The organism is Paraburkholderia sp. UCT2 (genome assembly GCF_014397665.1).
In the GTDB taxonomy this organism is placed as follows: Bacteria; Pseudomonadota; Gammaproteobacteria; order Burkholderiales; family Burkholderiaceae; genus Paraburkholderia; species Paraburkholderia tuberum.
This window is the reverse complement of record NZ_VZQO01000031.1, coordinates 15,947-39,535: the sequence shown is the minus strand read 5'-3', so window position 1 is coordinate 39,535 and position 23,589 is coordinate 15,947. Positions and strand designations below refer to the sequence as shown.

Here is a 23,589-nt window from a genome sequence, read left to right as displayed (position 1 = left end):
GCCGGTCGGCCGGGCGCGGATCGAAGGGAAGGGCGGACGCAATCGCAAGATAGAAAAATGGCCGGGAGATTCCCGGCCATTTTTTTCGCCCGCGAGCTTGGTGAGAATCAGCTGTTCGCTTCGCTCGCTTCATTCGCGCGACGCAGCCGCTCGCGGCTATTCGACAGATGCATGCGCATCGCCGCGCGTGCGCCTTCGGCGTCGTGCCGGCTGATCGCCTCGAGGATGCTTTCATGCTCGAGGTTCACGAGCGACAGATACGCATCAGGATCGGCGCGCGCGATGCCGGCCGAGTCGAGCCGGTTGCGCGGAATCAGCGCGCTGCCCATTTGCGACAGGATGTCGACGAAATAGCGGTTGCCGGTTGCGCGTGCGACCGAGATGTGGAACTGCAGGTCGGCCTGCACGCTGTCGAGCCCGTTGTGGCGCGTGGCCTCGATCGCGTCGAGCGCGGTGCGCATGCGCGCGAGGTCGTCCGGTTTCGCGCGTTGCGCGGCGAGACCGGCGCATTCGGTTTCGAGGCTGATGCGCAGCTCCAGAATGCACAGCACGTCGCGCAGCGTGGTGGCGGGCACCATGTCGATGCCGAGCTTTTCGCGTTGCGGCTCGAGCACGAAGCTGCCGATGCCGTGCCGCGTCTCGATGACCTTGCCTGCCTGCAGGCGCGAGATCGCCTCGCGAATCACCGTGCGGCTCACGCTGAGTGTGCTCATCAGCTGCGATTCGGTGGGGAGTTTGTCGCCCGGCTTCAGCAAGTTGGCCGCGATCTGCTCGGTGACGTAGTTGACGACGAACTCGGCAAGATTGCGAGCGCGTCGTGGCGGTGCCGCGGATGCTAGTGGTGTAGCCATCGAAAACGCTCCTTGTTTGAAAGATCGCTGGGAATCGTGCATTTTTATTATATCGTCGTCTGACGACTGATTATATAAGCGCCAGATCGTTTCCGGCGCAAACGTCACGTATATCGGCGCAGACCCGAAGTTTGGCGCCTCGGCGCGGATAGATCGCGCGAGGCGCCGGGTCGGTCGGCCGGAAGTACGATAACCGCGACGATAACCAAGCCTATAACGGGCTCACGCCGGGCGCAACTCGACCCGCCGGATGTCCTTGACGATCACCAGATAGCTGATCACGGTCAGCAGCGCGTTCGCGCCGACGAACACCAGCGCGCCATTGAAGGAGCCCGTGCGGGCGACGAGATAGCCGATCACGATCGGCGTCACGATGCCGGCGATGTTGCCGAACATGTTGAAGATCGCGCCGGACAAGCCGAGCGCTTCCTTCGGCGACGTATCGGCGACGACCGCCCAGCCGAGCGCGCCGATGCCCTTGCCGAAGAACGCGAGCGACATCAGCGCGACGACGACCCAGTCGGTCGACACGTAGTTGCAGCCGATGATGCAGGTCGACAGCAGCATGCCGCCGACGATCGGCACCTTGCGCGCGACGGTCAGCGAACAGCCGCGGCGGATCATTCCGTCCGACAGCACGCCGCCGAGCACCCCGCCGAGAAAACCGCAGATCGCCGGCAGCGAGGCCACGAGGCCCGCGTGCAGGATCGTCATGCCGCGCGCCTGCACGAGGTAGATCGGAAACCACGTCAGGAAGAAGTAGGTCAGCACGTTGATGCAGTACTGCGCGAGATAGACGCCGAGCAGCATGCGGTTGCCGAGCAACTGACGCACGAGCGTCCAGCCGCCAGCCTTCGAAACATCGTCCGGGCGCGTCTTGCGCGCACCGCTGACGAGGCCGCCACCTTGCTCGATGTACTCGAGCTCGGCGCGCGACACGCGCGGATGGTCGGCGGGATTCTTCATGACCTTCAGCCACGTCAGCGCGAGCAGCAGCCCGGCCGCGCCCAGTACGACGTAGACCATTTCCCACCCGAACGCGTGCGTGAGCCACGCCATCAGCGGCGTGAACACGACCGCGGCGAAGTATTGCGCGGCGTTGAAGATCGCCGACGCGGTGCCGCGCTCGTTGGTCGGGAACCAGCTCGCGACGACCTTCGCGTTCGCCGGGAACGCCGGCGACTCGGCCGCGCCCATCACGAAGCGCAGCGCGAACAGGCCGGTAATCGCCGCACCGGCGCTGCCGAGCAGGCCGACCGAGCTCTGCAGCAGCGTGAATAGCGACCACGAGAAGATGCTCGCCGCGTACACGCGGCGTGCGCCGAAACGGTCGAGCAGCCAGCCGGCCGGCAGTTGCGACAGCACGTAAGCCCAGCTGAATGCGGAAAAGATATAGCCCATGCGGATCGCGTCGAGGCTGAACGCGGTGCGCATTGCGGAACCGGTGACGGACAGCGTCGCGCGGTCGGCGTAGTTGAGGGTGGTGATCACAAAGATCAGCAGCAGGATCCCGTAGCGGACCTTGGTGCGTGCCGCGCTGGAAGCGGCGTCGGTGGAACTGGCCGAGCGGCTCAAGTCCATGGGTCATCTCCTGTATTGTCGGGCGAGGTGTAGTCTGCACACCGGGCGGCCCGCAGACCACCTGCCTGTCGGGCAAACACACGAACGCCCGGCGACGTTGCTGTGCCGGGCGTTCGCCACGCGGCCGTCCAGGCGGCCCTCATCGATGAAGCTGGCGAGCTTTCTCGCTCGAAGCCCTGACGCCGGTGCCTTACTGCGGTCCGAGCTTCTTGATCAGCGCGTCGAGCTGCTCCATTTCTTCCGGCGTCAGATCGGTCAGAGGTGCGCGCACCGGACCTGCGTCGTGGCCGACCAGCTTCGCGCCAGCCTTGACGATGCTGACCGCGTAGCCGGCGCGGCGGTTGCGGATCTTCAGATACGGCAGAAAGAATTCGTCGATCAGCTTGCCGACCGTCGCGTGGTCGTCAGCGGCGATCGCGCGGTAGAAGTCCATCGCGGTCTTCGGAATGAAGTTGAACACCGCCGACGAGTACACCGGCACGCCCAGCGCCTTGTAGGCGGCAGCGTAGACTTCCGCGGTCGGCAGGCCGCCGAGGTACGAGAAGCGCTCGCCGAGGCGGCGGCGGATCGTCACCATGTTTTCGATCTCGCCCACGCCGTCCTTGAAGCCGATCAGGTTCGGGCAACGGTCTGCCAGACGTTCGAGCATGTCGGCGTTGAGCTTCGAGTTCGCGCGGTTGTAGATGATCATGCCCATGCCCGGAACAGCCTTGCAGACCTCTTCGGCGTGCTCGGCGATACCGTCCTGGCTTGCTTCGGTCAGGTAGTGCGGCATCAGCAGGATGCCGTGCGCGCCGAGGCGCTGCGCTTCCTTCGCGTAGGCGATCGCCACGCGGGTCGGGCCGCCGGCGCCGGCGAGGATCGGTACCTTGCCCTTGCAGACCTCGACCGCGGTCTTGACTACTTGCGTGTAGTCGTCTTGCGTCAGCGAGAAGAATTCGCCCGTGCCGCCGGCGACGAACAGCGCCGATGCGCCGTACGGAGCGAGCCATTCGAGACGCTCTGCGTAGGTGTCGGCGCGGAAGTCGCCTTTAGCGTCGAAGTCGGTGACGGGGAAGGACAGGAGGCCTTCCGAAACGATCTGCTTGAGTTCCTGCGGTGTCGTCATGATCAAAATATCCAGGCGTCGGATTGGGTCGTTGTTGGTTCCAACCAGTACAACGGACGTCGTACTAGTAGAAAATCTTTGGAAATCAGATTTCTTATACGTCATCGTACAACAACAAATCCGGTAACTCAACGGGGTTTTCACGGCATAATTCACGCTATAGGGTAAATACGGAACATCCGGGCAAAACTTCATGTTGTAGGATGACGTATGATTTCTGGCGAAGCAGGTCTATCACGCCTCAAGGATCGATCAATGGAACAAACTCCGCTCTACATCCGCGTTCATCCCAATGACAATGTCGCGATCGTCGTCAACGACGGCGGTCTGGGCGAGGGCGCGGTATTCGCTGATGGCCTCAGGCTGCGCGAGCGTGTGCCGCAGGGCCACAAGGTCGCGGTGGCCGATCTCGCCGAGGGCGACGAGGTCATCCGCTATAACGTCGTGATCGGTTATGCGCTGAAGCCGCTGCCGAAGGGCAGCTGGATCAACGAACACGTGATCCGCATGCCGAGCCCGCCGGGACTCGAAGACCTGCCGATCGCCACCACCAAAGCGCCGGACATGCCGCCGCTCGAAGGCTATACGTTCGAGGGCTACCGTAACTCGGACGGCTCGGTGGGCACGCGCAACATCCTCGCGATCACGACCACCGTGCAGTGCGTCGCCGACGTCGTGCAACACGCGGTCACGCGCATCAAGGCCGAGCTGCTGCCGAAATATCCGAATGTCGACGATGTCGTCAGCCTCGGTCACACCTACGGCTGCGGCGTCGCGATCGACGCGCCCGACGCGATGGTGCCGATCCGAACCGTGCGCAACATCGCGCTGAACCCGAACTTCGGCGGCGAAGTGATGATGGTGAGCCTCGGCTGCGAGAAGCTGCAGCCCGAGCGTCTGATGCCGCCGGGAACGATTCCGATCGCGGCGGCAGCGGTCGTCGACGACGTCGCGGACATCGGTGATGTCGCGCTGGACCAGAACGGCGACGTCGTGGTGCTGCAGGACGAATCGCACGTCGGCTTCCAGTCGATGATCACGTCGATCATGAGGATGGCCGAAGGGCATCTGAAGCGCCTGAACAACCGCCGTCGCGAAACCTGTCCGGCGTCGGATCTGGTGATCGGCGTGCAGTGCGGCGGTAGCGACGCGTTCTCGGGCCTGACCGCGAACCCGGCCGTCGGATTCGCAACCGACCTGCTGGTGCGCGCCGGCGCGACCGTGATGTTCTCTGAAGTCACCGAAGTGCGCGACGGCGTCGATCAGCTGACCGCGCGCGCGGCCAATGCGGACGTCGCACAGGCGATTATCCGCGAGATGCAGTGGTACGACGATTACCTGAAGCGCGGCGGCGCGGACCGCAGCGCGAACACGACGCCCGGCAACAAAAAGGGCGGCCTGTCGAACATCGTCGAAAAGGCGATGGGCTCGATCATCAAGTCGGGCAACTCGGCGATCTCCGGCGTGCTGTCGCCGGGTGAGAAGGTCAATCAGAAGGGCCTGATCTACGCGGCGACGCCGGCCAGCGACTTCATCTGCGGCACGCTGCAGGTCGCCTCGGGCATCACGCTGCACGTGTTCACGACCGGCCGCGGCACGCCGTACAGCCTCGCCGAAGTACCGGTCATCAAGGTTGCGACGCGTTCGGACCTCGCGCGCCGCTGGCACGATCTGATGGACATCAACGCCGGCACGATCGCGACCGGCCAGTCCAGCATCGAGGAGGTGGGCTGGGAACTGTTCCGCCTGATGCTCGAAGTCGCGAGCGGCCGCAAGGAAACCTGCGCGGAGAAGCTGGGACTGCACAATGCGTTGACGCTGTTCAACCCGGCGCCGGTGACCTGAGCAGGCACCGTGCCCCGTCAATACTCAGGCGAGCGCCGGTCCAGCCGGCGCTCGCTTTTCCATTCAGAAGACCCGCTCGCAATCACAACATCCAAGAGACATGACCGATTTGAACGTTGACCGCTCCGCGGCAAAGAAACCCTTCCGCCGTCTGCTGCTCACCGGCGCCGCGGGCAACCTCGGCAAGCAACTGCGTCCCGCGCTCGCGCAATGGGCCGACATCGTGCGCGTGTCCGATATCGCTGCGCTCGGCGAAGTCGCCGCGCACGAGGAAGCGCCCGTCGTCAATCTCGCCGATGAAGCAGCCGTGCACGCGCTGCTCGAAGGCGTGGACGCGGTGGTGCATCTCGGCGGCATCTCCGTCGAAGCGCCGTTCGAAGACCTGCTCGAAGCGAACATCCGCGGCCTCTACAACGTGTACTCGTCGGCGCAAAAGCATGGCGTGAAGCGCATCATCTACGCGAGCTCGAATCACGCGGTGGGTTTCCATCCGGTGACGTCGGTTCTCGATACCGAAGTGCCGCTGCGTCCGGACGGCATGTACGGCGTGACGAAGTGTTTCGGCGAATCGCTGTCGCGCTACTACTTCGACCGCTTCGGTCTCGAGACCGTGTGTTTGCGGATCGGCTCGTCGTTCGAGCAGCCGAAGACCGCGCGCATGCTCGTCACGTATCTGAGCTACCGCGATTTCATCGAGCTCGTGCGCTGCTCGCTGTTCACGAACCGCGTCGGTCACGCGATTGTCTACGGCGTGTCGAACAACCGCATCTCGTGGGTCGACAACACGAACGCCGCGTTTCTCGGCTACCGTCCGCAAGACAGCTCGGCGCAGTTCGAACACCTGTTCCCACCGAGCGCCCCCGACACGCGCTTCGACGACCCGACCCAGCTGTACCAGGGCGGCCCGTTCGTGCTAGCCGGTCCGATGGAGCCGAAGCGGGAGCCTGAACAATGAGCGCGAATCCGCAAGTGGAGCGCTTCGAAGCGGCCGGTCCGTTGCCCGCGGCCACTGGTGAAAGCCCGGTCTGGCGCGCGGCCGAGCAGGCGCTGTACTGGGTGGACATTCCGGCGAAAAAGATCGTGCGCGGTTCGATCGAGACAGGCAAGCGCACCGAATGGCTGCTGCCGGAGCAGGTTGCCTGCATCGCATTCGATCACGCCGGCACCGTGCTCGCCGGCTGCGAGACCGGGTTGTTCGCGCTCTCGCTCGCGGACGCGTCGAAGGCGGCGAGCGGCGAGCCGCTGACAGCGTCGCTGCGCAAGCTCGCGGCGCCTGAATTCCCGCACGGCGGAATGCGTTTCAACGACGGCCGCTGCGACCGGCAAGGGCGTTTCTGGGCCGGCACGATGGTGATGGATATGGCCGCGGCGATCCCGGGCGGCGCGCTGTACCGCTTCGACGAGAAGGGCGTGCTGTCAGCGCCGGTCGTCGATTCGCTGATCACGCAGAACGGCCTGGGCTGGTCGCCGGACGGCACGACGATGTATCTGTCCGACTCGCATCCGCTGCGCCGGCTGATCTGGGCGTTCGACTACGACGTCGACAGCGGTGAGCCGCGCAACCGCCGCGTGTTCGCCGACCTGCATCACTATTCGGGCCGTCCGGACGGCGCGGCGGTCGATGCCGACGGATGCTACTGGATCTGCGCGAACGACGCCGGTCTGCTTCTGCGTTTTACGCCGCAGGGCAAGCTTGACCGACAGGTTCCGGTGCCGGCCGTCAAGCCTGCCATGTGCGCGTTCGGCGGCCGCGATCTCGATACGCTGTTCGTCACCTCGATTCGTCCCGCCAACGGCGCGAGCGAGCACGACGGCCACGTGTTCGCGCTGCGGCCCGGCGTGAGCGGGCTGCCTGAGCCCGAATTCGCAGGGCAACTGTAACGTTGCTTGCATGAAGCATGCGCCGGGACGAAGTTTTTCTCCCCGGCGTTTTCATTTTTCAGCACCATTCGTGTGGCCCTTTATTTGTCACTCGTCGTACAACGTGTTGTGTGAAGACTACGCCGCCACGTATTTCTTCAGCAAAAACACCACAGCTCCGCAGACTGTACCGATTCCGTCCCCATCCAATGCCGGACGGCGCGGGACCTTGTGGCATGCCACGCCGGTCATCCGTACCGGCGCTTTTCTTGATGCGGGTAAATACCGTCTGTACAAGATAAAACCCCTTTTATAGACTTCGTATGTTGTCGTACAACATATAAGCCCAAACAAATGGCTTTCTGTGTTGGTGTGACAGTGCAATTCGGTGGGTTTTCCAGGCATTCGTGCCGCCGCGGTCGATGCGGCATGCATGTCCGAAGCCGGCCGGCGTGATTGAAGTAAGTAGTCGAGTTGTCGACTGGAGTGCTGGGTCAACTGTGCCGGGGAAGTCGCACAGCCAGTACGGCCAACGCCCGCACCTGCGAAGGCAGTGAGCGTGAAGCCGGAGACGCGTCAAAACCATGTCACATCCGCTGTTGCTGGGATGGTCTATTTTTCAAGGAATGTCACGATGAACAAGAAGTTTGCCTCTTCCCATGTTTCGATGATCGTCGCGGCCGCGGCGTTGGCGTTCAGCACGATGTCGGCTGAAGCGCGCGTGTTCCGCGTCGCCGATGTGCACGGCGACACCTTCCCGACCAACATGGCTGTGAAGTACATGGGCGAGGAGATCAGCAAGGCGACCGGCGGCAAGGACTCCGTGAAGGTGTTCGGCAACAGCGCGCTCGGTTCGGAAAACGACACGATCGACCAGGTCCGTATCGGCGCGCTCGACATGGCCCGTGCCAACGGTGCTGCGTTCAACGAAATCGTGCCGGAATCGATGATCCCGTCGCTGCCGTTCCTGTTCCGCGACGTCGACCATTTCCGCAAGGTCATGTACGGTCCGGAAGGCCAGAAGATCCTCGACGCCTTCACCGCGAAGGGCATGATCGCACTGACGTTCTACGAGAGCGGCGCACGCTCGATGTACGCGAAGAAGGCGATCAAGTCGCCGGCTGACATGAAGGGGCTGAAGGTCCGCGTGCAGCCGTCCGACCTGATGGTCGACGAAATCAAGGCAATGGGCGGCACGCCGACCCCGATGCCGTTCTCGGAAGTCTATACGGGCCTGAAGACCGGCCTCGTCGACGGCGCCGAAAACAACCTGCCGTCGTACGAAGAAACCAAGCACTTCGAAGTCGCTCAGGTCTACTCGGAAACCCAGCATTCGATGACGCCGGAAGTGCTGGTGTTCTCGAAGAAGGTGTGGGACACGCTGTCGCCGCAAGAGCAGCAGATCATCAAGAAGGCCGCGGCTGACTCGGTGCCTTACTACGAGAAGCTGTGGACCGCGCGCGAAGCCGACGCACAGAAGGCCGTCACGAAGGGTGGCGCAACGGTCATCGCGGCTTCGCAGATCGACCGCGCGGCTTTCGTGAAGGTGATGCAGCCTGTGTGGGCGAAGTACGAAAAGACCCCGCAAATGAAGCAGATCGTCGACGAGATCGAAGCAATCAAGTAAGTCACGCGTCCCGGACGCAATCAGCAATAGCAACGCTTGTCGCAACAGCGGCGTGAATGGTCCCGCGAGGAAACTCGCGAGACCTTCCGCCGCGCGATTTCGCGCGCGCGTGCGGATCGTGTCGCATCGGGACGGCTGAATCTCAAGCATAGGTCGGTCGTAAGCAAGGACAGGGTCATGAGTTTCCTGAAACGCCCAAATGATTTTCTTTTTCGCGTGCTGCTGGTCGTGGCGTCGCTTAGCCTCGCCGTGCTTTGCCTGCTCGTGATTTATAGCGTGGTGATGCGCTACGTGTTTAGCGACGCGCCCGATTTCGTTGAGCCCATCGCATTGCTGCTGGTAATCCTGATCGCGATGTTCGGCGCCGCGCTGAAGGTTCGCGAGGGCGGTCACATCGGACTCGACTCGCTCGTCAAGAAATTGCCCGAGAAAGGCCAGGTGATTGCGAAAGGGATTCAGCACCTGTGTCTGGTCGCTTTCGCGGTGGCGGTCTTCGTCGGTTGCCTCGAGATGGCGGAAACCACGATGGGCGACCGCATTCCGATCATCGGCGTGCCGGAAGGCGTGCGCTACTGCATCCCGATCTTCGCGAGTGTGTGCATCGCGTTGTTCTCGATCGAGCATCTGCTCGAGCTCTTCGCGGGGAAACGGGAAGAGCCGACGCTCGAACTCTCCGCCACGGAATAAAAGTAGAACCATCATGGAACTTGCCCTTCTTGCCGCCAGTTTTCTAATCTTCCTCTTCCTCGGGGTTCCGGTTTCATTCGCGTTGGGCCTGTCCTGCGTTCTGACGTACCTGTTCGAAGGCTTGCCGACCGCGACCGCGATGCAGTCGATGATCTCGGGCATGAACGGTTTCTCGTTCCTCGCGGTCCCGTTCTTCATCTTCTCCGGCGAGCTGATGCTCCATGGCGGCATCGCTGACCGCATCCTGCGTTTCGCGCAGGCCTCGGTCGGCCATTTCCGCGGTGGCCTCGGCATGGCCAACGTGGTCGCCTGTACGCTGTTCGGCGGCGTGTCGGGTTCGCCGACCGCGGATACGTCGGCCATGGGCGGCGTCGTGATCCCGCTGATGAAGCGGGAAGGTTATAGCGCCGCATACGCGGTCAACGTGACCACGCACTCGTCGCTCGCCGGCGCGCTGATGCCGACGTCGACCAACATGATCATCTACGCGTTCGCCGCGCAAGGCGTGAGCGGCGTGCTGAACGGCAAGCAGATGAGCGGCGTGTCGATCGGCGATCTGCTGTTCTCGGGTCTGTTGCCGGTGCTGTGGGTGATGGGCCTCGTGCTGATCGCCGCTTACTGGCAGGCTGTCAAGTTCGGCTATCCGCGCCGTCCCGACGGTTCGACCGAACTGCAGCGTTTCCCGGGCTGGATGGCGGTGCTGCGCACGTTCATCGGCGCGGTGCCGGGTCTGATGGTCATCGCGATCATTCTGTTCTGCGTGGCGCGCGGTATCGCCACCGCGACGGAGGCGGCCGCGATCGCCGTGGGTTATTCGCTGATATTGACCATCGTCGTGTATCGCTCGCTGTCGATGAAGAAGCTCGGCCATGCGCTCGGCAAGGCCGCGAAAACGACCGGCGTGGTGCTGCTGCTGATCGGTGTGTCGAACATGCTGCGCTTCCAGATGGCCTATCTGGAGATCCCGGAGGCGATCGAACGCATGCTCGACGGCGCGACCTCGCTGCCGTGGCTGATGTTGTTGTACATCAACGTGATTCAGGTGTTCCTCGGTACGTTCGTCGACATGGCGGCGCACATCCTGATCACAACCCCGCTGTTCCTGCCGATGGCCATGCACAACGGGGTGGGCCCGGTTCAGTTCGGCATCATGATTCTGCTGAACTGCGCATTGGGTCTCGTGCATCCGCCGATTGGCTCGGTGCAGTTCATTGGTTGCGCAATTGGCAATGTGTCGATAGGGGAAACTACCAAGGTGGCTTGGCCGTATTACCTCGCTATCTTCTCGGCCATCAATATTGTCACCTATGTCCCGTGGTTCTCGACCTGGTTGCCGAGCATCATCAACGGTCACCCGGTGTTCTGATCCAAATAAAACGTATTTCCCACACTCAGCGGCGCTCGCATAGGCCGCATTAGAAAGTTTTTAACAGAGGAGTAAAAATGAAAAAGACTCTCTTAGCTTCGGCCTTGGGGTTGGTCGCCCTGGGCGCACATGCGCAAAGCAGCGTGACGCTTTACGGTATCGTCGATACGGGCCTGGGTTGGCAGAACAGCTCGGCGTCGCTGACCACGGCGGCGAAACCGCAGACCGTCCCTGGCAACTCGCAAGTCAAGATGATCAACGGCATCTGGGCAGGCAGCCGTTTCGGTTTGAAGGGCTCGGAAGATCTGGGTGGCGGCACGAAGACGATTTTCCAGTTGGAAGAAGGCTTTAACAGCGCAACTGGCGCGCAAAGTGTGTCGGGTCTGGCATTCAACCGCCAGGCATGGGTCGGTCTGACGAACGCTCAGTTCGGTACGGTGACGGCAGGCCGCGGGTACACCTCGTACTACACGATGCTCTCGCCGTATAGCCCGACCACGTGGCTGACCGGTGCATACGGTGCGCATCCGGGTGATATCGACTCGCTGGATACGACGTTCCGGGTGAACAACCAACTGGTCTATACGTCGCCGAGCTTTGCCGGTCTGACGGTTAGCGGTTCGTACGCACTGGGCGGCAACGCGGGCAGCTTCGCAGCCGGCCAAACCTGGAGCGTTGCGGCACAGTACCTGAACGGCCCGATCGGTCTCGCGGCAGGTATCCAGCGCATTGACAACGCGGCGACCGTTGGCACCCCCGCGTGGAATTCCACGGCGTCGAACAACGGCGCTCAGCCGTCCGTCTCGGCAATCAACAACGGCTTCCAGACCGCAGCGAAGCAGCAGCGCATTGCGGTGACGGGTGGTTACGCGTTCAACTCGCAGTGGGACGTTTCGTTCGCATACTCGAACGTTCAATACGCTGCGGGCCAGGCTTCGCTGTTCCACGACACGCAGATCTGGAATACCGGTGGCGCAGTGCTGCACTGGAAGCCGATCTCGGTGCTGGACCTGGCCGCTGGCTATAGCTACACCCGTGCAACGTCGTCGAACGGCATTCAGAGCACGGCTAGCTACAGCCAGTTCAACCTGTCGCAGTACTACTCGCTGTCCAAGCGCACCGGCCTGTACGCACTCGAAGCGTATCAGCGCGCTAGCGGCCAGACGCTGTCGGGCAACGGCAAGTCCATCATCAACGCAGTGGCAAGCATCGGTGACGGCCAGAACGGTTCGCCGTCCTCGTCGCGCAGCCAGACCGCGGTTGGCGTGGGTATCATCCACAAGTTCTAAACAGTTACTGAATACGTGGCGGCACGTTGTTTTGCCGCCACATCGACGCGTTTTTTTCGCGTCGTCAGTCTCGCAAAGCTGCGCACATTACGTGCGCAGTTTTTTTTTGGATGCTTCGTTTTGATGCATCGCAGGCGCTGGTCTCGCCAGCGGTGCCAGATCTGGGTTGGGATTGCCTCGCGCGCGGGCTTTCGCGTTACGATGAGAGCCCGGCGCGCTTTCCTGCGCCGTTTCGCGAGGAGACGCCGATGCGTGAATTACGATGGGCTTCGGAAGAGGGCGACGGCATCGAACATCTGGTATTCGATGCGCGCGACGATGGCTTCGCCGTTGAAAGCGTCGTGGTCGGGCAGCGCTACGGCAAGGCGTACGGGCTGCATTACGCGGTGCGCTGCGACGCGCGCTGGCGCACGCGCTACGCGCGGCTGAAGATCGTCGGCGGCGGCGAGCTGGAGCTGCATGGCGATGGCGACGGCCACTGGCACGACGGGCACGGCCTCGCGCTCAGCGCGATCGAAGGCTGTATCGACATCGATATCGCGGCGACGCCGTACACCAATACGTTGCCGATCCGTCGGCTGCAACTGGCGCAAGGCGAACGTCAGCCGATCGAAGTCGCGTATATCTCGACGCCGGACTTGCAGGTTACGCGCGCCGAGCAGGCCTACACGTGCATCGAGTTGAATGGCGAGTACCGCTACGAAGGCATTTTTCGCGAGTTCACCGCCAATTTGCGCGTGGATAGCGATGGTCTCGTGATCGACTATCCGACCTTGTTCACGCGTTTGCCGCGCGCGCGTTAGGTTGTGCGTTCGGCGTCGCCCGCTGCGTTTGAGTCGTCGTCGGGCCCAGTCGATGCGCCGCGGCCGAGCGGGCGTTGCATCAGCGTCGTGTCGAGCCAGCGGCCGTGCTTGTAGCCGACAGCCTTCAACGTGCCGGTCAGCTCGAAGCCGAGTTGCGCGTGCAACGACAGTGAGCCGCCGCTGCCGCCATCGGCGATCACTGCGATCATCTGACGCCACGGTCCGGTCTCGCAACGTTCGATCAGCGCCTGCAGCAGCACGCGTCCGATGCCGCGTCCGCGATACGCGTCGTTGACGTAGATCGAGTCTTCGATCGTGTTGCGATAGGCGGCGCGCGGGCGATACGGCGTCGCATAGCAATAGCCGGCTACGTCGCCGTCGATCTCCGCGACCATATATGGCAGTCCGTGGCTGCGCACGCTTGCGAGCCGCGCGCGCAGATCGTCGACGGACGGCGGGGTTTCTTCGAACGACGCGACACCGGTCAGCACGTGATGCGCGTAGATCGCCTGGATCGCGGGGAGGTCGGCTTCGCTGGCGTCGCGGATCAGCGGGGCGTCGAGCGGAGGGCGGGGTGAACTCATGCGGGGTCCTGTCGTAGCGGGCGCAGTTTGGCGGAACTCTTCACTATGCCTGTCGCCGGGGCGGATTTGAAGCGGGTCAAAGATCGAATTGATCGAACTCGCTCTGCAGCTCGCGATTACGCGCCACGCGTTCGTCGATAGCCGGTCCACGCCGTTCGACGACCGCCGAGATCAGCAGATTGAACAGGCACGTCAGCGGCGCGAGCGAATCCCAGAACTGACCGACGTCGGTCGTCACCTGCAGCAGATCGCCGTCGAAATCGCGCGCCCACGGACAGTAGATATCGGTGACGAGCGCGAACGGCAGGCCGCGGCGCGAGGCCGCCTGGCAATAGCGTCGCGCGATCGTCGAATAGGCGCGCGTGTCGGTGACGATCAGATAGGGCGTGCTGAATTCCGAGTTCAGCGAATCGACGTAGGAACCCGACATGCCGTCCGAATAGAACACGCGCGGGCGGATGTATTCGAGATAGCTGTAGAACGCGTTGCTGATGCCGCGCGTCGATTGGATGCCGAGGATGTAGACCGCATCGGCGTTCGCAATGCGCTCGGCGACGCGCGCGAAGGCCGGCGAGCGCGCGAGTTCATACACGTGCCGGATCGCGCCGATCTCGAGTTCGAGCGATTGGGCGAGCGCGGCGTCGCGCGGCGAGGAGCCGTCAGCGACGCTCGGTTCATGAAGCTCACCGGTTTGCGCGCAGTCGCTCGGGCCACGGCGGAACGCGTCGAGCCGGTCCGTGATCAGCCAGGGCCGCTGCTGCGTGCCGCGCAGCTCGCGTTTCAGATCGTCGAGATTGCGATAGCCGACGCTACGCAGAAAGCGGCCGACCGAAATACCGCTGGTGCCAGCTTGCTGCGCGATCTGATCGGCGGTCTCGAGGCCGAGCCGGTCGAGATTCGCGAGCATGTAGCTGGCGACGCGTTTCGACGTCGGCGTGAGTTCGGCAAAACGGGCTTCGACGGTTTGGGTAAAAGCGGTCGTCATCGTCAGTCGCGGCGCGGGGCGCTGGTTGTGCCAACCTGCGAAATGATGACATATCGATCCACGGCTCGCGCAATTCGATCCTGAAAAAGTCTATTCGCCGTGCGACGGTCGAGCCGCGTCAGACCGGCCGCCGCACCGGCGCGGCGCGCGAAAAATGCCGTGCGCCAGCCACGCAGGCGACCACGATCACGGTGACGATGATCATCGATGGCGGTACCTGCTCGTGCAGCAGCACGCCGGCGAGCAGCAGCCCGAAAAACGGCTGCAGCAGCTGCAGTTGGCCGACCGCCGCGATGCCGCCGAGCGCGAGCCCGCGATACCAGAACACGAAGCCGATCAGCATGCTGAACAGCGACACGTACGCGAGTCCCCACAGCGCGGCGGCGCCGACACCGTCGAACGACACGGGCCGCGTCCACCATGCGAGCGGCAGCATCAACGGCAGCGACAGCACGAGCGCCCACGAAATCACCTGCCAGCCGCCGAGATGACGCGACAACCGCGCGCCTTCCGCGTAGCCCAGCCCGCACACGACGATCGCCGCGAGCATCAGCGCGTCGCCGAGCGGCGAGGCGTCGATGCCGTGACGCAGCGCGAACGCGGCCACCACCGCGCTGCCGAGCGCCGAGAACAGCCAGAACGCCGGCTGCGGCCGCTCGCCGCCGCGCAACACGCCGAAGATCGCGGTGGCGAGCGGCAGCAGGCCGATGAACACGACCGCATGCGCGGCGCTCACATGACGCAGCGCGAGCGCGGTCAGCAAAGGAAAGCCGACCACGACGCCGAGCGCGACCACGACGAGCGGCAGCAGATCGCGCCGCTCCGGGCGGGTCTCGCGGAACACCAGCAACAGCAGCAGACCAAGGATGCCCGCGATCGTCGCGCGCGCCACGGTCAGAAACACCGGATCGAGGCCCTGCACGGCAAGCCGCGTGGCCGGCAGCGAGCCGCTGAAAATCAGCACGCCCGCGAAACCGCTGAGCCAGCCGTTGGTGGTTTTGTCCATGGCAAACATCCCTGCGCTGAAAGAGTCTCATGATGCGCGCCGCGGCCGTAAACGTTAAGCTACAGATCAGTACAGTTTGTACAAACTGTACTGAACATGGGAGCAGTACAGATGGCGGAAAGCGAGAACAACGAGACGGCGTCGGGCACGCGTGTCGGCCTCGTGATGAACAATCTGCGGGAGCGTATCGCGAGCCGCTCGCTGATGCCGGGCGCCCGCGTGCCGTCGATCCGCGCGATGACCGACACGCTCGGCGTGTCCAAGTCGACCGTGGTGGAAGGCTACGACCGTCTCGTTGCGGAAGGGGTGATCATCGCGCGGCGCGGCTCGGGCTTCTTCGTGTCGGGCCATGCGCCGCCGCTCGCGCTCGCCGATCTCGGGCCGCGGCTCGATCGCGAGGTCGATCCGCTGTGGCTCACGCGGCAGTCGCTGGAGATCGGCTCGAAAGCGCTGAAGCCCGGCTGCGGCTGGATGCCGGCTTCGTGGTTGCCGGAAGATGGCGTGCGGCGCGCGCTGCGCGCGGTCGCCCGTGATCCGCAATCGCTGCTCGCGGATTACGCGAGCCCGGCGGGCTTGCCCGCGCTGCGTCAGCAGCTTGCGTGGCGGCTTTCCGCGCACGGGGTCGATGCGCCGCCCGAGCAGATCCTGCTGACCGACGGCGGCACCCATGCGCTCGATCTCGTGTGCCGCTTCCTGCTCGAACCCGGCGACACGGTGCTGATCGACGATCCTTGCTATTTCAATTTTCAGGCGTTGTTGCGCGCGCATCGCGTGCGGATCGCGAGCGTGCCGTACACGCCGCAGGGACCGGATCTCGCGGCCTTCGAGCGCGTTCTGGTCGAGCAGCGTCCGCGGCTCTACGTGACGAACTCGGCGATCCACAATCCGACCGGCGCGACGCTCTTGCCGGCCGTCGCGCACCGGCTGCTGAAGCTCGCCGGCGAGCACGACCTGCTGATCGTCGAGGACGACATCTTCGCGGACTTCGAAGACGAAGCCGCGCCGCGCCTTGCCGCATTCGACGGCCTCGCGCGCGTCGTGTCGATCGGCAGCTTTTCGAAGACGCTGTCGGCGGCGGTGCGCTGCGGCTATATTGCGGCACGCGCCGAATGGGTCGAGCCGTTGATCGATCTGAAGCTCGCGACATCGTTCGGCAACGGTCAGCTCGCGGCGAGCGTCGTGCATCGGATGCTCGTCGACGGTACCTATCGGCGTCATCTCGAGGCGATGCGCGCGAAGCTGGCCGATGCGATGGGAGAGACCATCAGGCGTCTCGGCTATGCGGGCCTCGATATCTGGACACGGCCGCGCGCGGGCCTGTTCGTATGGGCGCGCTTGCCCGGGGCGCTCGATGCCGCCGACATCGCACGTCATGCGCTGACGGCGGGCGTCGTGTTCGCGCCGGGCAACGTGTTCAGCGCGTCGCAAGCGGCGGCGGGCTTTCTGCGTTTCAACGTGTCGCAATGCAATCGCCCGAAGGTGTACGAGGCATTGCAACGGGCGATGCAAGCGTGCACGGTGTCGGCCGGCGCGGGGCGCGAGCGGGTCTGAGACGAACTCAGGCGAAGCAGGCGTTCGCGGTCCCCCGCTACAGCGTTATTTGCACAGCAGAAGCATCCGTTCTTCTTCCGAGCAAGGCGTGTGCGGTTTCGGCGCGGGTTGCGCGGCCGCCGCGCTCATCGCCGCGCTGCGGTTCGCGAGACACGCGCGCAGATGCTTCTCGACCGGACCGTAGTACTTCCACCCACGAACGAGCGTCGGCAATTCGAGCTTCACCTGTTTCCATTTCGGATGGCCATGCTCCTGCAGATTGTCGAAGTTCGCGCACAACGAGTCGGCGAAATGATTCAGATTGCTGACTGTGTCGCGCAAGCCGTAATCGTAGGTGACCAGAAACGCTTTGACGGTCAGACCCGGCACGTCTTCCTTCAACCAGCCTGGGTAGCTGCTTTGGTGGATCGTAGTCGGAAAGTAGGTCTGCTTCGCGCGGTTCGTCTCCGGCGCGTTGGGATCGACGGGCAACAGACGCAACTGTGACAGCAGGTCGGGTTTCATGTCGTTGAACAGCTTTGCCGGCTGCCCGACCACGATGATCGCGACGTCGATCTTCTTCACGATCAGCGCGGCGAGCGCGTCCTCGTTGCTCAGATGCACGACGTTCTGCTCCGGAATCGGCTGGCCGAACATCAGGCGGTAGAGCGTCGTCGCCGACTGCGCGGTGCCGCTGCCCAGCAGGCCGACGCTGATGGTCTTGTCCTTGATGTCGGCGAGCGTTTTCAGCGGCGAATCCGCCCGCACGACGACGTTAATTTCCTCGTCGTAGAGCGGCATGATCAGTCGCAGCGGCCGGATCGTCGTGCCCGCATCGGGGTTGCCCGAGTTGGCCATGTCGATGAACGCCTGGTACACGTCGGACTGCACGAGCGCGAGCTTCACGCCGGGCTCGAAACGCATGCGCTGCACGTTTTCGGCCGAGCCTTTCGACGCCACCACTTCGAGGTCGATGCCAACCGGCTGGGCCACCCATTTCGACAGGTCATTGCCGATCTGGATATATGTGCCGCGCTCCGGCCCGGTGACGATCTTGTAGTGCGCCGGTTCCGCGCCGGCCAGCGAACATACGACCATTACCACCAGGCCCAGCCAGCCCGCGAGGAGTCTCTTCAGCATGATCTTTCTACCTATCGGTCAGGTTGATCCCGCTTCACGCGTGGCGCGTGGAAGCACCAGTGATCCGGTTGCCCTGTCATGTTCAAACTGCTGCCAGGGTCGCTCCGTCTGTTTCCGCTCAGAGGACGCACGATAATGTGCGAATCGGCACAGACGGCGGCCATTTGATCTGGTATGCGAAGCAATGTTTTTGCGCGACGGCGCAGCAGTTTGCGTCTCCGGGACCCGGTTCGGACCGTCGCGTCGCGCGTGAGCGCTAGTTGCTCCGCGGCGTCGCGGTTCTCACGACGCCGACGTTCGTTGCAGTCACGACCAGTTCGCTGTGCGCTTGCATGCCGCCGGGCAGCGGTGCCTGCGCTTGCGCTTGCGCGAGCGGCGCGCCCGGCACGGCGTCAGTCGTCGCCGCATGCGGCGGAGTCAGCGGCGCCCAGCCGGTCTCGCGAATGACGCGCTCGAGGATCACTTTCGCCGCGTCGTTGCCGCTGTCGATCGCGAGCGCCTCGTTCGCGTGCTGACGCGCGCACGGCCACGACTGCTGCGCGACGCAGGCCTGCGCGGCCTGTAGCGCAGTATCGCGACGCTGGACGAGCGGCCGCATCTGATCGGCCAGACCCTGCGCGTCGCTGTTTCCGGGTTGTAACGTTTGCGCGGCGGCGAGAGCGGCTTGGGCGGCGGACAGATCGTTCGCGCGGAACGCTGTCCTCGCGACCTGCAATGCTTGTCCGGCGTCGTGGATTTGCGGCGCGGGCCGCATGGGCGTCGCGGCCATCGGCGGCGCGGCAGGCGGCGCGGCTGGTGTCGCTGGAATGACAGGAGCCGCGGGCACGACGGGCGCGGGCTTCGCCGCCAGTGCGGTCACGGGCGGTGGCGCGGGCTTGGCCGCGGCCGGCGCGTGCATGGTCTGTGCTTGAGCAATCACCGGGGCGGACCCAAGCGGCGCGATCATGCCGGTCGTTGTTCTGGCATCCGGCGTAATCTGCTCCACGCCTGTATCTTCCGATTCGCCGCCGTCGCTGAATAGCGTATAAGCGACATACGCCAGGCCGATTGCGACAACCGCGCCGATCACGTACAGCACGCGCCAGATCGTTTGCGCAGTGTTGGGCGGCGCATACATCGGATCTTCGTAAGGTGGGATAGTGGTGTCGGTCGATACGAGCGCCGTGTGCATGACCGGCTCGGTCTGCAACAGGGGTTCGGACGCCATCGCGGCAGCGGCGATGGCGGGCTCGTCCCGTGTGCCGAGCTCATTGTCGAAACGGGGCAGGGGCTTGTGCGTGGCGCTCGCACGGCTGCCTGGAATACCGGTGCGGATGTGCGGATCGTCCTGGTCGAACGGATGCGCAGCGCCACAGTAGGGGCAGGCGTCGACTTGTCGGTACAGTGCGCCACCGCAGCGTTTGCAGGGCGTGGGGAAACTTTGGCCGGTTGCTGTCTGGGTGGACATGCCGTGGACCCACCTTTGGAAAACGATGCCGTAAAGGCATGCTTCGGATCGTGTTGAGGCAGGAGCCTTGTCCGCGGAATCACGATCCACATGCGCCGGAAGTCGTGGAGACGTAGGCAGCGGCTGCGTTTCCACGGGTTCCAATATGTGGCGTTTCACGGGGGACGTCAACGCGGTTGGCCCCTGGATTGTGTGCGCTACCGCTCATTGGGAGGTATGAAGAAACCCTGGCCATATATTCGAAAACGAGTGTATGTGTCTGTTGTTTCACGACAAATGGAAGGTAACCGGAAGCATCGCGCTGCATGAAGCGAGCGCGACAAAAAAACAACGAGGCCGACGCGTCGTGCGTGCGGCCTCGTGATCGACCTGCTATCTGGCGCCTGCCGGTACGCGTTTGCATCAGCTTCCCGATCAGGCGTCGAAGTACGCTCAGTGCTTGCGCAACGGATGATCCTTCAGCAGCCATGCGAGCACGAAGGCGAGCACCACGACGCATGCGGCCGACAGATACACGGTGTGCAACGCACCCGCGAACGCATGCAGATAGTCGTTGCGCAATGCTTCGGGCAGCTGATGAATCGCTGCGGGACCCAATGCCTGCGGAAGTTCGGTGTCGGGCGGGATCAGCTTTTCGAGGCGTCCGGCGAGGCCGTTCGAGAACACCGCGCCGAAACCGGCCACGCCGATCGAGCCGCCGATCGAGCGAAACAGCGTGACGCCCGACGTCGCCACACCCATATGCTTGAACTCTACGGTGTTCTGGACCGCGAGGACCAGCACCTGCATCACCATGCCGAGGCCGCAGCCGAGCAGACCCATGTACAGATACATCACATGAATCGGCGTATCGACCTGCAGGCGCGCGAGCAGCAGCATCGCCACGGAGACGAGGAACGTGCCCATGATCGGGAACAGCCGGTACTTGCCGATCTTGCTGATCACGCGGCCCGTCACCATCGACAGGATGAACAGGCCGCCCATCATCGGCAGCATCTGCATGCCGGCTTGCGTCGGCGTGGAGCCCTTCACGACCTGCAGATAGAGCGGAATGAACGTCACGGAGCCGAACAGCGATACGCCGATGATGAAGCTCACGAGGCTGCTGATCAGAAACGTGCGCTGTTTGAACAGTCCGAGCGGCATGATCGGTTCGACCGCGCTGCGTTCTTCGTGAATGAATCCCCAGATCGCTGCGAGGCCCATGCCGAGCGTGAACCACAGTTGCGGCGACGACCACGGCAGGATCGTGCCGCCCTGACTCGTGAACAGGATGATGCAGGTCAGCGCGCCGGCGAGAAAGGCGGCACCCATGTAATCGATCGTGTGCTTCACGTGGCGCGCGTGCGGCTTGAACACCGCGCCGATCACGATGAGCGACAGGATGCCGAGCGGCAGGTTGATGTAGAAGATCCAGCGCCACGTCAGATGCTCGACCAGAAAGCCGCCGAGCAGCGGACCGATGACGGTGGCAAGACCGAAGATGCCGCCGAACACGCCCTGGTAGCGGCCACGCTCAGCGGGCGGAATCACGTCCGCGATCGCCGCCATCGTCACGACGAGCAGGCCGCCGCCGCCGAGCCCTTGCAGCGCGCGCAGCACGATCAGCTGACTCATGTTCTGCGCGATGCCACACAGCGCCGAGCCGACGAGAAAGATGACGATCGCCGTCTGCAGCACGATCTTGCGGCCGAACAGATCGCCGAACTTGCCGTACAGCGGCACGACGATGGTCGAACTGAGCAGGTAGGCGGTCACGACCCACGACAGGTTATTGAGCCCGCCCAGTTCGCCGACGATGGTCGGGAGCGCGGTCGAGACAATCGTCTGGTCCAGGGCGGCGAGCAGCATGACCAGCAGCAGCGCCGGAAACAGCAGCCGGATCGGCGGATGGTCGGCCGCGGGCGCGGGGTTGACTGACACGGTCGTAGCGGGTTGTTCCATGGCGGCAATGCGTTGAAATTAATTAACTGAGAGATTAATATATGTGACATCGCCTCTCACGTCAAATTCAATGCAATGACAAGGATCTCGCCTGACGACGCCGCGGCGCACAATGCCGTGGCAGATACGGGGCCGCCCGCGCGAATTGCCGCGAAAGAGCGCGACGCATCGAAGCCCAAACTCAAGGCAGCGCCAACGGATATTCATGCCGCGAATATCGGAAGCAGCGCGCCGGCTGGGTCCGCCGCCCGCCGCCCCGGCCGGCCGTCGGGCGCCGCGCGCGGTCCCGCGCAGCGTGCGCGCTTGCTCGACGCCGCGCTGACGCTGTTCGCGAGGCAGGGCATCGTCGAGACATCGCTGGGTGAGATCGCCCGCGAGGCCGGCGTCACGCCCGCGATGGTGCACTACTACTTCAAGACGCGCGATCAACTGCTCGACGTGCTGATCGACGAGTGTTTCGTACCGTTGCGCGCGAGCCTCGGGCTGCCGTTTCAGGAGAATCCCGACGATCCGGTCGCGGCAATCACGCAACTCACGGAGCGGCTCGTGCAGATCGCGAGCGACAACCCGTGGTTCGCGTCGCTGTGGGTGCGCGAAGTGATCAGCGACGGCGGGCTGCTGCGCCAGCGCATGCATGAGCGCTTTGGTTTCGCGCATCAGAAGGCGTCGCTGCTGGCGATCGCGCGCTGGCAGAAGGAGGGGCGCCTGAATGCATCGCTCGAACCCGCGCTCGTGTTCGTCACGCTGCTCGGCATGACGATTCTGCCGCTTGCCACCTCGAAGCTGTGGCGCAACGATCCGTTGCGCCGCAGTATCGGCGGCGCGGAGATTGCGCGGCACGCGGTGGCGTTGCTGTTGCAGGGCATTGGGCCCGGCAAGGGCGATTGAACTGGCGCCCGGTGTGGCGCCCCGGGCGCCGCGTCGTTTGAAAGGGCCCTAGATTTTGCGATTGTTCTTCCACTCGTCGAACGCCGCCTTCGTCTCGTCGTTCGGCGGATAGGTGCCGGGCAGCGCGGCGCCGGCACGAATCCTTTCGGTGAGAAACGCCTCGAGCTGTTCCTGTCCGGCGGCGGCTTGCGCGACGTCGTCGGCTATCTTCAGCGGAATTACCACGACTCCATCCACATCGCCGACGATCACGTCGCCCGGAAACACCGCGACTCCACCACAGCCGATCGGCACGTCGATATCGACCGCGTGATGGCGGATCAGATTGGGCGGCGCGCTCGCGCCGGCGCAAAACACCGGCATGTCGAGCGCGGCGATCGTCGCGCTGTCGCGCACCGGGCCGTCGGACACCATGCCGGCAACACCGCGCACCTGCAAACGAAGCGACAGAATCGAACCGAACGACGCGCTGCCGCGCTCGCCGCGGCAATCCTGCACGAGCACGTGGCCCGGCGCAATGGTCTCGACGCATTTGCGTTGCGCGTACTCAGGGTCCGCGAATAGCTCCAGTATGTCGATGTCTTCGCGCGATGGGATGTTGCGCAGCGTGAACGCCGGCCCGACCAGATTCGCGCCGCGCCGCGGACCGAGCGGCGCGACGCCCTGCATGAAGGTGTTGCGCAGACCGCGCTTGAATAGCTGCGTGGTCAGCGTGGCGGTGCTGACGTGACGAAGGATGTCGAGCGTCGCGGCGGAAAGCGCGGGCGATGTGGCGGACATGGTGTCGGTTGACCTCGGGTTGAGATGAGGGGGCATCGGTAGGCGCGCGTGCGCGCCCACGATGATAGCGCCGCGACACCACCGGTTAGCAGGCCAGCGCCATTCATCGCGCGACATCGGCAACCGCGACCGAGCCCTTCTTTACGAGACGCGAACCGCTGCAACGAGGCACGCGACGTGCTTGCAGTGTCGTCGGATGCGAGCGACGCAAAACGAACGGCAGCGCGGCGTTGTGCAAACAATACGAAGGACAGAATCGATACCGGGC

Annotated in this window: 21 protein-coding genes; 11 read left to right on the top strand and 10 right to left on the bottom strand. The window is 63.9% G+C overall.

The window, feature by feature from the left end:
* Positions 1-107: 107 nt before the first annotated feature.
* The 3 genes from F6X39_RS23755 to kdgD all read right to left on the bottom strand — a co-directional run bounded on the left by F6X39_RS23755 (position 108) and on the right by kdgD (position 3,540).
* Positions 108-851, bottom strand: a complete 744-nt coding sequence (locus tag F6X39_RS23755) for a FadR/GntR family transcriptional regulator (RefSeq protein WP_184049998.1) — start codon at positions 849-851, stop codon at positions 108-110.
* Positions 852-1,073: 222 nt separating this feature from the next.
* Positions 1,074-2,432, bottom strand: a complete 1,359-nt coding sequence (locus tag F6X39_RS23750) for an MFS transporter (protein WP_187618347.1) — start codon at positions 2,430-2,432, stop codon at positions 1,074-1,076.
* 190 nt (positions 2,433-2,622) lie between these two features.
* The gene (kdgD, locus tag F6X39_RS23745) at positions 2,623-3,540 is read right to left on the bottom strand and encodes a 5-dehydro-4-deoxyglucarate dehydratase (RefSeq protein WP_090806087.1); all 918 of its coding nucleotides are present in this window, start codon (positions 3,538-3,540) and stop codon (positions 2,623-2,625) included.
* A gap of 255 nt (positions 3,541-3,795) precedes the next feature.
* On the opposite strand from kdgD, the gene garD reads away from it, so the two are divergent.
* The 9 genes from garD to F6X39_RS23700 all read left to right on the top strand — a co-directional run bounded on the left by garD (position 3,796) and on the right by F6X39_RS23700 (position 13,017).
* Positions 3,796-5,385: a galactarate dehydratase gene (garD, locus tag F6X39_RS23740; protein ID WP_090806085.1), complete on the top strand. Its 1,590-nt coding sequence runs from the start codon at positions 3,796-3,798 to the stop codon at positions 5,383-5,385.
* Positions 5,386-5,485: 100 nt separating this feature from the next.
* A complete protein-coding gene (locus F6X39_RS23735; protein WP_187618346.1) occupies positions 5,486-6,340 on the top strand; it encodes an NAD-dependent epimerase/dehydratase family protein in 855 nt (284 codons plus the stop codon).
* Positions 6,337-7,266 (top strand): SMP-30/gluconolactonase/LRE family protein, encoded by a 930-nt coding sequence (locus tag F6X39_RS23730; RefSeq protein ID WP_187618345.1) that lies wholly within the window; start codon positions 6,337-6,339, stop codon positions 7,264-7,266. Before F6X39_RS23735 ends, F6X39_RS23730 begins: the two co-directional genes overlap by 4 nt.
* Positions 7,267-7,276: 10 nt before the next feature.
* Complete coding sequence (locus tag F6X39_RS23725) at positions 7,277-7,561, top strand: hypothetical protein (RefSeq protein ID WP_187618344.1); 285 nt, start codon at positions 7,277-7,279, stop codon at positions 7,559-7,561.
* 318 nt (positions 7,562-7,879) lie between these two features.
* Positions 7,880-8,872, top strand: coding sequence for a TRAP transporter substrate-binding protein (locus F6X39_RS23720; protein WP_184049987.1), 993 nt, complete (start codon positions 7,880-7,882; stop codon positions 8,870-8,872).
* Between the two features lie 177 nt (positions 8,873-9,049).
* Positions 9,050-9,559 (top strand): TRAP transporter small permease, encoded by a 510-nt coding sequence (locus F6X39_RS23715; protein WP_187618343.1) that lies wholly within the window; start codon positions 9,050-9,052, stop codon positions 9,557-9,559.
* Between the two features lie 13 nt (positions 9,560-9,572).
* Entirely contained in the window at positions 9,573-10,925 is a 1,353-nt protein-coding gene (locus F6X39_RS23710; RefSeq protein ID WP_184034188.1) for a TRAP transporter large permease, read from the top strand.
* A gap of 77 nt (positions 10,926-11,002) precedes the next feature.
* Positions 11,003-12,214, top strand: coding sequence for a porin (locus F6X39_RS23705; RefSeq protein ID WP_187618342.1), 1,212 nt, complete (start codon positions 11,003-11,005; stop codon positions 12,212-12,214).
* 248 nt (positions 12,215-12,462) lie between these two features.
* Positions 12,463-13,017, top strand: coding sequence for a putative glycolipid-binding domain-containing protein (locus F6X39_RS23700; protein ID WP_026225863.1), 555 nt, complete (start codon positions 12,463-12,465; stop codon positions 13,015-13,017).
* Here F6X39_RS23700 and F6X39_RS23695 read toward each other — a convergent pair.
* From F6X39_RS23695 to F6X39_RS23685, 3 genes are all read right to left on the bottom strand, one after another.
* Entirely contained in the window at positions 13,014-13,601 is a 588-nt protein-coding gene (locus F6X39_RS23695; protein WP_184069238.1) for a GNAT family N-acetyltransferase, read from the bottom strand. The genes F6X39_RS23700 and F6X39_RS23695 overlap by 4 nt on opposite strands.
* Positions 13,602-13,677: 76 nt before the next feature.
* Positions 13,678-14,586: a sap1 transcriptional regulator SapR gene (gene sapR, locus F6X39_RS23690; RefSeq protein ID WP_187618341.1), complete on the bottom strand. Its 909-nt coding sequence runs from the start codon at positions 14,584-14,586 to the stop codon at positions 13,678-13,680.
* Positions 14,587-14,704: 118 nt separating this feature from the next.
* Positions 14,705-15,592, bottom strand: a complete 888-nt coding sequence (locus tag F6X39_RS23685) for a DMT family transporter (RefSeq protein ID WP_187618340.1) — start codon at positions 15,590-15,592, stop codon at positions 14,705-14,707.
* 111 nt (positions 15,593-15,703) lie between these two features.
* Between F6X39_RS23685 and F6X39_RS23680 the strand changes: the two genes are divergently transcribed.
* The gene (locus tag F6X39_RS23680; protein ID WP_187618386.1) at positions 15,704-17,143 is read left to right on the top strand and encodes a PLP-dependent aminotransferase family protein; all 1,440 of its coding nucleotides are present in this window, start codon (positions 15,704-15,706) and stop codon (positions 17,141-17,143) included.
* A 45-nt stretch (positions 17,144-17,188) separates the two neighbouring features.
* Here F6X39_RS23680 and F6X39_RS23675 read toward each other — a convergent pair whose 3' ends face one another.
* The 3 genes from F6X39_RS23675 to F6X39_RS23665 form a co-directional block, all read right to left on the bottom strand.
* Entirely contained in the window at positions 17,189-18,262 is a 1,074-nt protein-coding gene (locus F6X39_RS23675) for a TAXI family TRAP transporter solute-binding subunit (protein ID WP_187618339.1), read from the bottom strand.
* Positions 18,263-18,518: 256 nt separating this feature from the next.
* Complete coding sequence (locus F6X39_RS23670; protein ID WP_187618338.1) at positions 18,519-19,709, bottom strand: hypothetical protein; 1,191 nt, start codon at positions 19,707-19,709, stop codon at positions 18,519-18,521.
* 432 nt (positions 19,710-20,141) lie between these two features.
* The gene (locus F6X39_RS23665) at positions 20,142-21,653 is read right to left on the bottom strand and encodes an MDR family MFS transporter (protein ID WP_187618337.1); all 1,512 of its coding nucleotides are present in this window, start codon (positions 21,651-21,653) and stop codon (positions 20,142-20,144) included.
* Positions 21,654-21,728: 75 nt separating this feature from the next.
* On the opposite strand from F6X39_RS23665, the gene F6X39_RS23660 reads away from it, so the two are divergent.
* The gene (locus tag F6X39_RS23660) at positions 21,729-22,541 is read left to right on the top strand and encodes a TetR/AcrR family transcriptional regulator (RefSeq protein ID WP_187618336.1); all 813 of its coding nucleotides are present in this window, start codon (positions 21,729-21,731) and stop codon (positions 22,539-22,541) included.
* A gap of 48 nt (positions 22,542-22,589) precedes the next feature.
* On the opposite strand, the gene F6X39_RS23655 is transcribed toward F6X39_RS23660, so the two are convergent.
* On the bottom strand, positions 22,590-23,321 hold the full coding sequence (locus F6X39_RS23655; RefSeq protein ID WP_187618335.1) for a ribonuclease activity regulator RraA: 732 nt from the start codon (positions 23,319-23,321) through the stop codon (positions 22,590-22,592).
* Between the last annotated feature and the right edge of the window lie 268 nt (positions 23,322-23,589).

Excerpts from the sequence above, each read along its gene's own strand:
- sapR (WP_187618341.1), bottom strand. The coding sequence starts at position 14,586 with ATGACGACCGCTTTTACCCAAACCGTCGAAGCCCGTTTTGCCGAACTC.
- F6X39_RS23750 (WP_187618347.1), bottom strand. The coding sequence starts at position 2,432 with ATGGACTTGAGCCGCTCGGCCAGTTCCACCGACGCCGCTTCCAGCGCG.
- F6X39_RS23660 (WP_187618336.1), top strand. The coding sequence starts at position 21,729 with ATGACAAGGATCTCGCCTGACGACGCCGCGGCGCACAATGCCGTGGCA.
- F6X39_RS23675 (WP_187618339.1), bottom strand. The coding sequence starts at position 18,262 with ATGCTGAAGAGACTCCTCGCGGGCTGGCTGGGCCTGGTGGTAATGGTC.
- F6X39_RS23700 (WP_026225863.1), top strand. The coding sequence starts at position 12,463 with ATGCGTGAATTACGATGGGCTTCGGAAGAGGGCGACGGCATCGAACAT.
- F6X39_RS23720 (WP_184049987.1), top strand. The coding sequence starts at position 7,880 with ATGAACAAGAAGTTTGCCTCTTCCCATGTTTCGATGATCGTCGCGGCC.
- F6X39_RS23665 (WP_187618337.1), bottom strand. The coding sequence starts at position 21,653 with ATGGAACAACCCGCTACGACCGTGTCAGTCAACCCCGCGCCCGCGGCC.
- F6X39_RS23695 (WP_184069238.1), bottom strand. The coding sequence starts at position 13,601 with ATGAGTTCACCCCGCCCTCCGCTCGACGCCCCGCTGATCCGCGACGCC.
- F6X39_RS23755 (WP_184049998.1), bottom strand. The coding sequence starts at position 851 with ATGGCTACACCACTAGCATCCGCGGCACCGCCACGACGCGCTCGCAAT.
- F6X39_RS23670 (WP_187618338.1), bottom strand. The coding sequence starts at position 19,709 with ATGTCCACCCAGACAGCAACCGGCCAAAGTTTCCCCACGCCCTGCAAA.
- F6X39_RS23655 (WP_187618335.1), bottom strand. The coding sequence starts at position 23,321 with ATGTCCGCCACATCGCCCGCGCTTTCCGCCGCGACGCTCGACATCCTT.
- F6X39_RS23715 (WP_187618343.1), top strand. The coding sequence starts at position 9,050 with ATGAGTTTCCTGAAACGCCCAAATGATTTTCTTTTTCGCGTGCTGCTG.
- F6X39_RS23710 (WP_184034188.1), top strand. The coding sequence starts at position 9,573 with ATGGAACTTGCCCTTCTTGCCGCCAGTTTTCTAATCTTCCTCTTCCTC.
- garD (WP_090806085.1), top strand. The coding sequence starts at position 3,796 with ATGGAACAAACTCCGCTCTACATCCGCGTTCATCCCAATGACAATGTC.
- F6X39_RS23735 (WP_187618346.1), top strand. The coding sequence starts at position 5,486 with ATGACCGATTTGAACGTTGACCGCTCCGCGGCAAAGAAACCCTTCCGC.
- kdgD (WP_090806087.1), bottom strand. The coding sequence starts at position 3,540 with ATGACGACACCGCAGGAACTCAAGCAGATCGTTTCGGAAGGCCTCCTG.
- F6X39_RS23680 (WP_187618386.1), top strand. The coding sequence starts at position 15,704 with ATGGCGGAAAGCGAGAACAACGAGACGGCGTCGGGCACGCGTGTCGGC.
- F6X39_RS23705 (WP_187618342.1), top strand. The coding sequence starts at position 11,003 with ATGAAAAAGACTCTCTTAGCTTCGGCCTTGGGGTTGGTCGCCCTGGGC.
- F6X39_RS23730 (WP_187618345.1), top strand. The coding sequence starts at position 6,337 with ATGAGCGCGAATCCGCAAGTGGAGCGCTTCGAAGCGGCCGGTCCGTTG.
- F6X39_RS23725 (WP_187618344.1), top strand. The coding sequence starts at position 7,277 with ATGAAGCATGCGCCGGGACGAAGTTTTTCTCCCCGGCGTTTTCATTTT.
- F6X39_RS23685 (WP_187618340.1), bottom strand. The coding sequence starts at position 15,592 with ATGGACAAAACCACCAACGGCTGGCTCAGCGGTTTCGCGGGCGTGCTG.